This window comes from Streptomyces sp. NPDC058812 (assembly GCF_042744565.1).
Lineage (GTDB): Bacteria > Actinomycetota > Actinomycetes > Streptomycetales > Streptomycetaceae > Streptomyces > Streptomyces thinghirensis.
The window spans coordinates 141644-152071 of the sequence record NZ_JBHYOB010000021.1; the positions used below are offsets into that span (position 1 = coordinate 141644).

Annotated in this window: 10 protein-coding genes and 1 rRNA gene; all 11 read right to left on the reverse strand. The window is 69.1% G+C overall.

Annotated features, from left to right (window positions below; translation table 11 throughout):
* Positions 1-33: 33 nt before the first annotated feature.
* On the reverse strand, positions 34-1482 hold the full coding sequence (locus ACFW48_RS32615; protein WP_386321166.1) for a DNA polymerase IV: 1449 nt from the start codon (positions 1480-1482) through the stop codon (positions 34-36).
* Between the two features lie 77 nt (positions 1483-1559).
* Entirely contained in the window at positions 1560-2243 is a 684-nt protein-coding gene (locus ACFW48_RS32620; protein WP_386321168.1) for a MerR family transcriptional regulator, read from the reverse strand.
* 192 nt (positions 2244-2435) lie between these two features.
* A complete protein-coding gene (locus ACFW48_RS32625; protein ID WP_030189411.1) occupies positions 2436-2909 on the reverse strand; it encodes a bifunctional nuclease family protein in 474 nt (157 codons plus the stop codon).
* Between the two features lie 84 nt (positions 2910-2993).
* Positions 2994-3731: a MerR family transcriptional regulator gene (locus tag ACFW48_RS32630; protein ID WP_386321170.1), complete on the reverse strand. Its 738-nt coding sequence runs from the start codon at positions 3729-3731 to the stop codon at positions 2994-2996.
* A 42-nt stretch (positions 3732-3773) separates the two neighbouring features.
* Positions 3774-4724, reverse strand: coding sequence for an FHA domain-containing protein (locus tag ACFW48_RS32635; protein WP_386321173.1), 951 nt, complete (start codon positions 4722-4724; stop codon positions 3774-3776).
* A gap of 61 nt (positions 4725-4785) precedes the next feature.
* Positions 4786-5667: a DUF881 domain-containing protein gene (locus tag ACFW48_RS32640; protein WP_386321175.1), complete on the reverse strand. Its 882-nt coding sequence runs from the start codon at positions 5665-5667 to the stop codon at positions 4786-4788.
* A gap of 5 nt (positions 5668-5672) precedes the next feature.
* On the reverse strand, positions 5673-6005 hold the full coding sequence (locus ACFW48_RS32645; RefSeq protein WP_003977440.1) for a small basic family protein: 333 nt from the start codon (positions 6003-6005) through the stop codon (positions 5673-5675).
* Entirely contained in the window at positions 6002-6838 is an 837-nt protein-coding gene (locus tag ACFW48_RS32650) for a DUF881 domain-containing protein (protein WP_386321177.1), read from the reverse strand. Before ACFW48_RS32650 ends, ACFW48_RS32645 begins: the two co-directional genes overlap by 4 nt.
* Positions 6839-7005: 167 nt before the next feature.
* Positions 7006-9501, reverse strand: coding sequence for a sugar phosphate nucleotidyltransferase (locus tag ACFW48_RS32655; protein WP_386321180.1), 2496 nt, complete (start codon positions 9499-9501; stop codon positions 7006-7008).
* Between the two features lie 113 nt (positions 9502-9614).
* Positions 9615-10223 carry a CDP-alcohol phosphatidyltransferase family protein gene (locus ACFW48_RS32660; RefSeq protein ID WP_386321183.1) on the reverse strand — a complete coding sequence of 203 codons (609 nt, stop codon included), beginning with the start codon at positions 10221-10223 and terminating at the stop codon, positions 9615-9617.
* Positions 10224-10333: 110 nt separating this feature from the next.
* A 5S ribosomal RNA gene (gene rrf / locus ACFW48_RS32665) occupies positions 10334-10428 on the reverse strand; the annotation flags it as partial.

Sequence of the window (10428 nt, forward strand, 5' to 3'; positions counted from 1 at the left end):
GCCCCTCGCCCCACCACCGGGCAGCCTGGTCTCCTAGCCGGGTGCCAGACGCGCCGACCCCGCCGGGCCGGTCTCCGGGTCCGTCTCCCCGCCGAGGCCCGGGTCGGCCTCCGTGGTCGTCGGCCCGCTCTCCCCGGGTCTTCGCGGCACGGTCGGGACCAGCGGCAGCGGTTCCGCCGGTGTCAGATCCGGGTCGTCCACCGGGAAGGTCCGCACCCGGCCGGTCTCCGAGTACGGCGTCTCGAACCGCACGGTGACCCGCCCCAGCCCGCTGCCCTGCACCCACCCGTGTCCGTACTCCGCGTGCCGCACGTCGTGCCCCGACGGCCACCGGCGCTCGGCGGGCGCCGGCCGGTCCTCCTGGACGGGCTCGGCGTCGGGCTCCTCGGCGACTTCGTCGACCCGGTCCCCCGCCGCCTGTGCGAACAGGTCCTCCTGCGTGTAGTCGGCGAGCCCGCTGACGCCGACCCCGAGCAGCCGCACGCCGCCGGTGGTGTCCACGGAGTCCAGCAGCCGGGCCGCGGCCTCCCGCACCACCGCCGGGTCGTCCGTGGGCCCACGCAGCGTCTCGGAGCGCGTCAGCGTGGAGAAGTCGTACCTGCGCACCTTGAGCACGATGGTCCGCCCGGACAGCCCGGAGCCGCGCAGCCGCCGCACGCACCGGTCGGCCAGCCGCCCCACCTCCACACCGACCCGCACCCGGTCGTGGATGTCCACGTCGTAGGTGTCCTCGACCGACACCGACTTGGTCTCCCGCTCGGCCACCACGGGTCGCTCGTCGCGGGCCAGGGCCATGGCGTACAGGGCATGCCCGTGCGCCTTGCCCAGCAGCCGTACGAGCTCGTCCTCACCCGCCTCGGCGATGTCGCCCACCGTGGTGATCCCGGCCCGCCGCAGATGGTCTCCCGTGGCCGGTCCCACTCCGGGCAGCGTCCGCACGGTCATCGGCTCCAGCATGGCCCGCTCCGTCCCCGGCGGGATCAGGACCAGCCCGTCGGGTTTGGCCTCCTCCGATGCGATCTTGGCGAGCATCTTGGAGGCGGCCAGCCCCACGGAACCGGTGAGGCCGGTGACGGCGCGGATGTCCGTACGCAGCTTCGTGCCGGCCAGTCGCGCCGACGCCGCGTCCCAGGCCGCCCCGCCGGCCTCCAGGTCCACGAAGGCCTCGTCCAGGCTCAGCGGCTCCACCAGCGGCGACAGCTCACGCAGCAGCCGCATCACCTGCTCGCTGATCGACCGGTAGAGCTCGAACCGCGGGACCAGGTAGGCGGCGTTGGGTGCCAGCCGCCGGGCCTGGCCCATGGGCATCGCCGAGTGGACGCCGAAGACCCGCGCCTCGTACGAGCAGGTGGCGACCACACCGCGCGGTCCGAGGCCGCCCACCACGACGGCCTTCCCGCGCAGACTCGGCTTGGACGCCTGCTCCACCGAGGCGAAGAAGGCATCCATGTCGAGATGCAGGATCGTGGGCGCGGTTCTCACATCTCCGATGCTGCCCTACGCCACTGACAATGCCCCGTCCTGGCACGGGGCACGGGGTGTGCCGAGTGCGGCGGTGTTCAGACCGCCCGGTTGCGCCGCCGCGCCAGCTCGTCCGCCGGATTGTGTCCGACCAGGGTCTCCCCCGTGTCGATCCGCTCCCCGTGCAGCTGCGACAGCGCGCTCTCCACATCCCGCCAGACCACGCCGACGGCGATCCCGAAGATGCCCTGACCGCCCTGGAGCAGGGCGTGCACCTCGTCGGGCGAGGTGCACTCGTAGACCGTGGCCCCGTCACTCATCAGCGTCATCCGCTCGAGGTCGCGAAAGCCGCGCTCACTGAGATGCTGGACGGCGGTGCGGATGTTCTGCAACGACACCCCGGTGTCGAGGAAGCGCTTGACGATCTTCAGTACGACCACGTCACGGAAGCTGTACAAACGCTGCGTCCCGGAACCGTGTGCGGGTCTCACACTGGGTTCGACCAGGCCCGTACGAGCCCAGTAGTCGAGCTGCCGGTAGGTGATACCGGCGGCCGCGCAGGCCGTCGGCCCGCGGTAGCCGATCTGCTCGGACGTCATGGACGTCGCCCCTCCGCTGCTCGGGACGGCAGCCGGTCGCTGCGGAACAGGGTCGGCCGCCACACCGTGCTGGGGATGCCCCCCGCCGGCGCGGAGCCGAGAGCTCGTGGGAGGGTACGGACCGCTTGCCCCGAGGCTCTGCCCGGGGCCACCCCCAGCCGTACCGTCGCCGCTGATTCTCACGCCGACCTCCGTCCTTGACCTGCCTCCTCGACGGTAGGCAGTCACCAAGGGTGCGTCAACGATCGCCACACTCGGCACGCCGAGTGATAATCACCCTACGAGTGGTTTCGCGTGCCCAACCGCGGGGAAAGGCTAGCCGAATGTGCCCGGAGGGGGCCGCGCGGCACCCTGAGCGGGTCCGGCCCCCACGGCTCACTGGTTGCTGGTCCCGAAGTCCTCCGGCGAGATCTGGTCGAGGAACTCGCGGAACTTCTCCACCTCGTCCTCCTGCTCGTCCGGGATGGCGATGCCGGCGTCGTCGAGCACCGTGTCGCTGCCGTAGATCGGCGTGCCGGTGCGCAGGGCCAGCGCTATGGCGTCGGACGGCCGGGCACTCACCTCGACACCACTCGCGAAGACCAGCTCGGCGTAGAAGACCCCGTCACGCAGGTCCGTGATGCGTACTTCCGTGAGCTCCTGGCCGACGGCTTCCAGCACGTCCTTGAACAGGTCGTGGGTCAGCGGCCGCGCGGGAGCCATGCCCTGCTGGGCGAAGGCGATCGCCGTCGCCTCCCCCGGCCCGATCCAGATGGGGAGGTAACGGTCCCCTCCCACCTCGCGCAGCAGCACGATCGGTTGGTTGGAGGGCATCTCGACCCGGACACCTACGACATCGAGCTCGTTCACACAGCAACCCTAGGCCGTGCCCGGGACATTTGGGTAGTCGGGCCGGGGTCGGGCTGGGCGTTCGGGGCTCCGGGTGCGCCCGTTTCAGGGCAGCCGCACGCCGAGAGCGGTCTGCACCAGCGCCGCGTGCAGCTTCACCGCCAGTCCCGCCAGCTCCTTGGTGCGGGCTTCCGCGTGTGCCCTGGTCTGGGGGTTGCGGTGACGCTTCAGCGGCGCCACCACCTGGTCCACGAGCCCGGCCTCCCGGTCGGCGGCGGCCTTCATCACCCGCAGGTGCCGCGGCTCGATACCGAACCGCCCCAGCTCCACCACCAGTGAGGCCACGGTGACCGCCTCGGCGTCGTACGCCCCGTCGGGCAGCGGAGCGAGGAGCCCGTACGACTCCCACTCCTTCAGCTCCTGGTCGCCGATCTGGGCCGCGGCGAGCAGCTCGTCCCGCCCGATCCGGGCCGCCGTGGGTCCCTCGGCCGGCTCCGGTACGGCCTCCCCGTCCCGCTGCCGGCCCAGCGTCGGCAACGGAACGGCCTCGCCGCGTTCCATCGCGTCCAAGTGCTCGCGGATCACCTTCAGCGGCAGGTAGTGGTCCCGCTGCATGCGCAGCACCTGGCCGAGGCGCTCGACGTCGTGGGCGCTGAACTTGCGGTACCCGGCCGGGGTCCGCCGCGGCTCGACGAGGCCTTCCGACTCCAGGAAGCGGATCTTGGAGATGGTGACGTCGGGGAACTCGTCACGCAGCGCGTTCAGCACGGCGCCGATGCTCATCAGCCCACTGTCCGTGGCGGCGGTGCCGTGCCCGGTACCGCCGCTCGGTGTTTGAAGCATGGACCTTCCCTGGAGGTTCCCCGAGTAATGCCCGGGGGCGGGTCAGTAACCCCGCTGGCTCGCGTAGAAGACCAGCCGGTACTTGCCGATCTGCACCTCGTCACCGTTCGACAGGGCGACCTGGTCGATGCGCTCGCGGTTGACGTACGTGCCGTTCAGGCTGCCGACGTCGGCCACCGTGAACGAGCCGTCCGGACTGCGGCGGAACTCCACGTGTCGGCGCGAGACCGTCACGTCGTCCAGGAAGATGTCGCTCTGCGGATGACGCCCGGCGGTGGTCAGGTCACCGTCCAGCAGGAAGCGGCTGCCGGAGTTCGGACCGCGGCGCACGACCAGGAGCGCCGAGCCGAGCGGCAGCGCGTCGACCGCCGCCTGAGCCTCGGGAGAGAGCGCCGGCATCGCCGTCTGACCGGTGACCTCGGCGTCGTACGCCTCCAGGCCGGAGATGGAGATCGTGGAGGTCGTCTCGGACGCACGCTCCGGAACCGCCCCGGCACGCAGCGGCGCGCCGCAGTTGGAGCAGAAGCGGCTGTTCTCCGCGTTGCGGTTACCGCACCTCGTACACACCAGGGCCGACATGGACGGATCCTCCTGCCGCGGCTGCCCCGCCGGGGCGTTCGACGCGTACGGACCGGGGGAAAACCCTCCACCCGTAGTTGACGGTTGCCCGAAACCTATGTCGCCGGACTGCGCAGGGTCAACAGACGGCGCGCCCTGACCACCGGAAATGCCACCGCCCGGACCAGCCACCTGGTCCCGGAACATCGGGCGCCCGCCCTCCGCATCAGGCTGCGCCCGATGGCGAGCGGTCGCGTTCTCGCGACCCTCTCGCGCACTCTTGCCGAACAACTTCGCAAACAACTTCACGGGCGATTCCCCTTGACCGAAACAGACCCGCCCGTGGGGCAGGACGAACCCTGACTGACCGTACTGACCGAGGACACCTTCACAACGTCCGTCTCCACCAGACAGTTTCCACCACGCACCACCCAATCGGTGCGCCGACCCCCCGCAACCTCATGCCCTCGCCGGTCGCCCCCCATGCACCGCCGGTTCACTGGGAGGACGACCGAGCGTAGTCAGGCCGCTTCACCGCTCGCAAGGCGTCCACGACGATCTTGCTCGACCGCTCAACGGTAACGGTGGCCTGTTCCTTCTCCAGAGTCTGCACCACGCCTCCAGGAATGTTGAGAGCCGGTTCGAGGTCCTGCGGCTTGCCGATGACCTGGAAACGATAGGGCGCGTTGATCTTGTTCCCGTCGACGCTCACGGTCTTGTCGGAGTCCGTGAGGTACGTGCCGGCGACAACCCGTACGCCGTTCACCTGGATCGCCTCCGCGCCCGCCGCGCGCAGCTCCTGTATCGCGTCGAGCAGCATGTCCGCCTCGACCGCCCCCTTCGTGTCCTCGATCGTCACCGTGATGCCGGGCCCCTGCGCGGCCACGGTGCCCGCGAGAATGCCGAGTTGCCGCTCCTTCTCGAGCGTCTGCTTGCGGGCCTCTTCTGCCTGGTCGGAGCTGTTCTCCAACTCGTCGCGCTGCTTCTCGAGGCCCTGCTTCTCGTCTTCAAGACGCTGAGTACGGTCATCCAGTTCATCGAGGATGCGGACCAGATCCTCCTGCCGGGCGCCGCGCAGCGCGTCGTCGCTGTCGCTGTTCGACGCCACCTGGACCGCCAGGCCGAAACCGAGGCCGAACAGGAGCAGGGCGACGATGAGTTGGGCCCGGGTGAGGCGCGGCGGCCACAGCCCCTTGAAGAGCCGCTGCCTACCGGTCAGTCCCGGCTCCGGATCGGACTGCCGCTCCGGTTGCTCCTCGGCCGGGGCGTCGGCGGCCGGTGCCTCCGCCGCCTGGGACTCCGCAGGCGACGCCGGCGGCACCTCGTCGGGCAGTTCCTCGCGCAGCCTGTTCGCGGTCTGCTCTTCGTGGTCGCTCATCGGCCTCACGCCCGGAAGACGTGGCGTCGAATCGCCGCGGCGTTGGAGAAGATCCGGATACCGAGCACGACCACCACGCCCGTGGACAGCTGGGCCCCGACGCCCAACTTGTCGCCCAGGAACACGATCAGTGCGGCCACGACCACGTTCGACAGGAACGACACCACGAAGACCTTGTCGTCGAAGATGCCGTCGAGCATGGCCCGCAGACCGCCGAAGACGGCGTCGAGCGCCGCCACGACGGCGATCGGCAGATAAGGCTCGACGGCCGCCGGCACCTCGGGCCGGACCAACAGGCCGGCCACGACTCCCACGACGAGGCCCAGTACGGCGATCACGATGTGCCCTTCTCGGTTATCGGCTGTGCTGTACGTACGATCACGCTCGTCGCGGCCGGGAGCTCGAGGTCGTCCGCGACGGAGATGGCGGTCCGGATGCCGTAGTTCTCCTGGAGGGCGTGCAGGTACAGCCCGTCGGCACTGTCCTGGAACCGGGTGCTGAGCCCCTCGCCGTCCCCCACCGCGAGCACCGTGTACGGCGGCACCAGCGGCCTGTTGTCGACCAGTATCGCGTCCCCCGCGGCCCTGATCGCGGACAGCGCTGTCAGCCGCTGCCCGTTGATGGAGATCGCCTCGGCCCCCGACTCCCACAGCCCGTTGACCACGCGCTGCATGTCCCGGTCCCGTACCCGGCCCGTGTCGGAGAACCCGGAGGTGCCACGCGGCTGCCCGTCACCGCCCGTGCCCGTGTCCTTGGCGTCGCTCACCACGAGCTTCACACCCGGGCCGTGTACCTCGACCGCGCCCGACAGGACGCCCATCAGGTCGGAGCGGTCACTGTCGCCGTTCTTCTCCAGTGCCTCGCGCTGCCGCGCGCTCACGTCCTCGCGCAGCTCGTCGACGCTCTCCTCCAGCTTGTCGGCCGTCGAGGTCTCGCCCTCGATGCGGTCGATGAGCTCTTCGCGCTCCTTGGCGACGGCCGGCGCCGCGACTCGCGCTTGGGCCGCGCCGACCGTAACGACCAGGGCCGCCATCACCAACCCGGCGGCCAGTCCGAGCTTGGCTCGGAGGGTCTTGGGCATTCCGCCGGTGCCCTCGGCCTTCTTCCGCGCGGCGCCCTCGGCGTATCCGTCGTCGAGGCTGTGGTCCATGACGTTGGTGATCAAAGACATGGACGCGTCCGGGCGCGCGGGCCGCGTGAATGTGCTCCGAACGGGGGGTTGCTGCGGCATGCCGCACATCGTCGCACGCCACGGCCACTACCTCCGAATGGCCCCACCGGCGTGCCGGACAGGCCCCCTTGGGGACACTTGTCCGGCACGCACGCGTGCGATGCGCCCTAACGGCCCGCGCTGTCCACCACCGCGGACCACTCGTCGAGCAGCGCCTGCGCGGACGCGTCGTCGGGGCCCTCTGCCCACAGATGGGTGACCGCCTCGGCCGGATCGGGCAGCACCATCACCCAGCGTCCGTCGGTCTCCACCACGCGAACGCCGTCCGTGGTGTCCACGAAGCGGTCTCCGGCCGCCTCCACGACCCGCCGCATCACCAGGCCCTTGACCGCCCACGGAGTCGCCAGATCACGCTTCAGGACGTGCGCCCGCGGGATCCGCGCGTCGATCTGGCTCAGCGTGAGCTGCGTCCGCGCCACCAGCCCGATCAGCCGCACGAAGGCGGCCGTACCGTCGTAGACGCTGCTGAACTCCGGGACGATGAAGCCACCCTTGCCGTCACCGCCGAAGATCGCTCCTTCCTCGCCCCCGACCCGCGTCAGGTCGTCGGGCGAGGTGGTCGTCCACTCGACCTGGGTGCCGTGGTACGCCGCCACCTGCTCGGCGATCCTGGTGGTCGTCACCGGCAGCGCGACCCGGCCACTGCGCCGCTCGGCCGCGATCAGGTCGAGCATCACCAGCAGCGCACGGTCGTCCTCGATGATGCGGCCCTTCTCGTCGACGAGCGACAGCCGCTCACCCACCGGGTCGAAGCGCACACCGAACGCGGCCCGGGAGGACGCCACGATCTCCCCGAGGCGCACCAGCCCCGACCGCCGCATGTCGGCCGACTCGGTCGGCCTGGACTCGTCGAGCCCTGGATTGATGGTCAGCGAGTCGACACCCAGCTTCCCGAGGAGGCTGGGCAGGACCAGTCCCGAGCTGCCGTTGGACGCGTCCACGACCACCTTGAGCCCGGATTCGGCGATCCCCGTGATGTCGATGTTCCGCAGCAGCGACCCGGTGTACGAGTCGAACACGCTGGACGGGAAGTGCAGGTCCCCGATCTCTCCCGGAAACGCCCGCCGGTACTCCTGCCGCGCGAAAACCCGGTCCAGCTTCCGCTGGCTGCCCTGCGACAGGTCGGCGCCCTGTCCGTCGAAGAACATGATGTCGACGGAGTCCGGCACCCCGGGCGTGGTCCGGATCATGATCCCACCGGCACTGCCCCGCGCGGTCTGCTGCCGCGCCACGGGCAGTGGCACGTTCTCCAGGTCCCGTACGTCGATGGCGCTGGCCTGCAGGGCGGAGATCACCGCCCGCTTCAGCGCGCGGGCACCACGCGAGTGGTCGCGGGCCGTGGTGACGGTGGAGCCCTTCTTCAACGTGGTCGCGTAGGCGCCGGCCAGCCGTACCGCCAGTTCCGGCGTGATCTCCACGTTCAGAATGCCGGACACCCCGCGCGCGCCGAAGAGGTGCGCCTGGCCCCGGGACTCCCAGATGACCGAGGTGTTGACGAAGGCACCGGCCTCGATGGTCTTGAACGGGTAGACCCGGACGTTGCCCTGGATGATCGATTCTTCACCGACCAGGCACTCGTCCCCGATGACCGCGCCGTCCTCGATCCGCGCGGCACGCATGATGTCGGTGTTCTTCCCGACGACACAGCCCCGCAGGTTGCTGTGCGGGCCGACATACACGTTGTCGGCAACCACGGCCTTGTGAAGGAAGGCGCCACTCTTGACGACGACGTTGGAGCCGACCACCGTGTGCTCCCGGATTTCGGCGCCGGCCTCGACCTTGGCGTAGTCGCCGATGTAGAGGGGCCCGCGGAGCACTGCGTCGGGATGAACCTCTGCGCCCTCGGCCACCCAGACGCCGGGCGAGATCTCGAAGCCGTCGATGTCGACGTCGACCTTGCGCTCCAGTACGTCGGCCTGGGCCTTCACATAGCTCTCGTGGGTGCCGACGTCCTCCCAGTAGCCCTCGGCGATGTAGCCGTAGACGGGCTTCCCTTCCTTCATCAGCTGCGGGAAGACGTCACCGGACCAGTCCACGGGCACGTCGGGATCGACGTAGTCGAATACCTCGGGCTCCATGACGTAGATACCGGTGTTCACGGTGTCCGAGAAGACCTGGCCCCAGGTCGGCTTCTCCAGGAAACGCTCGACCTTGCCCTCTTGGTCGACGATGGTGATGCCAAATTCCAGGGGGTTGGGCACGCGTGTCAGACACACGGTGACGAGCGCACCCTTTTCCTTGTGGAAATTGATCAGGTCGGTGAGGTCGAAGTCGGTCAGGGCATCGCCGGAAATAACGAGGAACGCATCGTCCTTCAACGCCTCCTCGGCGTTCTTGACGCTTCCGGCGGTACCGAGTGGCTTCTCCTCATTGGCGTAGGTGAGCTCCATTCCGAGCTCTTCGCCGTCACCGAAGTAGTTCTTGACCAGCGAGGCCAGGAACTGGACGGTGACGACGGTCTCGTTGAGCCCATGCCTTTTGAGCAGCCTCAGAACGTGCTCCATGATCGGCCGGTTGGCCACCGGCAGGAGCGGCTTGGGCATGCTTGAGGTCATGGGACGAAGGCGCGTGCCTTCGCCTCCAGCCATCACGACGGCCTTCATGTCGGAAGCGTCCTCCTCTAAGAGACGACGGATTGGCCGACTTCACCCGACCAGCGTCCCGCACTTTTGCCGTGGGAGCCATCCGGCCACTGGGGGCCGCACAATCGGCGAGTTCAGTCGGCCATGGTGTCCGCACGGACCAAACGGCGGACCTGTACCACATAGAGAACACCTGCCCACCAGTACAGGGTTGTACCCCATCCGGCGAACGCCCATCCGAAAACAGCGGCGAGTGACGCGATCCACCCGCTTCCGTCACTGAGCAGAAGCAGAGGGAAGGCGTACATGAGGTTGAAGGTGGCGGCCTTCCCCAAGAAGTTCACCTGCGGCGGCGGATAGCCGTGGCGTCGCAGGATGCCCACCATCACGAGCAGGACCGCTTCCCGGGCAAGCAGTACAAGAGTCAACCAGAGCGGGAGAATCTCGCGCCAGGTGAGGCCCACCAGAGTGGACAGAATGTAAAGCCGGTCGGCGGCGGGGTCGAGGAACCGGCCGAGGCGGCTGATCTGGTTCCAGCGTCGCGCGAGCTTCCCGTCCAGGTAGTCACTGACTCCGCTCAGGGCCAACACCAACAGCGCCCAGCCGTCACTCTGCGGGCCGCCGAACTCGGGCCGGAGGATCAGCCACAGGAAGAGCGGTACGCCGGCGAGGCGAGCCATGCTGAGGATGTTCGGGATGGTGAGGACCCGGTCGGTCTGCACGCGGGTCTCCTGGACCTCCACGCGGGGGCCTCCTGGGGTGAAACGAGCCAATGATGCTCCCTGACCTTACCTCAACCCAAAAAAGCTCTGGCTCTCGGGCTGCATGCCCAAGAGCCAGAGCTCTAAGAGGAGTTCGGCGGCGTCCTACTCTCCCACAGGGTCCCCCCTGCAGTACCATCGGCGCTGTAAGGCTTAGCTTCCGGGTTCGAAATGTAACCGGGCGTTT